We start from the raw sequence: 852 nt of genomic DNA, 5'->3' as shown, positions 1-852 counted from the left end.
GCGTTCGTGGTCACTGCGGCCACGCTCTTACGCTGGCACCGCGATATGGTGCGGCGAAAGTGGGGTTATCCGCGGCGCCGGCCCGGCCGTCCGCCGATCTCACCCGAGCTTCGCGCGCTTGTTCTCCGCCTGGCGGCCGAGAATCCGGCCTGGGGGCACAGGCGCATTCACGGGGAGCTGATCGGTCTGGGTTACCGCCTCGCCCCGAGCACCGTGTGGCTGATTCTGAAACGGGCCGGGGTCGATCCGGTACCGCGCCGATCCGGGCCGAGCTGGAAGCAGTTCCTCACCGCCCAGGCCAAGACGATGCCGGCCTGCGACTTCTTCACCGTCGACACGGTGTTCCTCAAGCAGGTCTACGTGCTGTTCATGATCGAATTGGCCACCCGGCGCGTGCACATCGTTGGTGTCACGGCCCGCCCGACCGGGGCATGGGTGACCCAGCAAGCCCGCAACCTGCTACTTGACGCCGACGGCTGGATCGGGCCGGTCAAGTTTCTCATCCGCGACCGGGACAGTAAGTTCGTCGCCGGCTTCGATGCGGTGTTCGCCTCCATCGGCGTACGGACTGTGCGGACACCGCCTGGGGCGCCGGTGGCAAATTGCTATGCCGAGCGTTGGGTGGGCACGGTACGCCGCGAGTGCACCGACCGGATGCTGATCATCGGTGAACGACGTCTGCGGATAGTCCTGGCCCGATATGTCCAGCACTATAACCGTCACCGGCCGCACCGATCCCTGCTGCAACGTCCGCCAGACCCTGGCTCAGAAGCAATCAATATCGAGCAGGCACGCGTTATCCGGCGCAAGATCCTCGGCGGACTGATCAACGAATACTCCCAGGTCGCGTAA

At 65.3% G+C, this 852-nt stretch carries 1 protein-coding gene; it reads left to right on the top strand.

Going from position 1 to position 852, the window contains the following annotated elements:
* The coding region (locus ACFP1K_RS41135) for an integrase core domain-containing protein (protein WP_380764042.1) at positions 1–852 on the top strand (852 nt) is incomplete at its 5' end.

It is taken from the genome of Sphaerisporangium aureirubrum (assembly GCF_042658925.1).
Lineage (GTDB): Bacteria > Actinomycetota > Actinomycetes > Streptosporangiales > Streptosporangiaceae > Sphaerisporangium > Sphaerisporangium aureirubrum.
The sequence above is the reverse complement of the archived record's forward strand: the minus strand, read 5'-3'. Positions and strand labels throughout refer to the sequence as shown.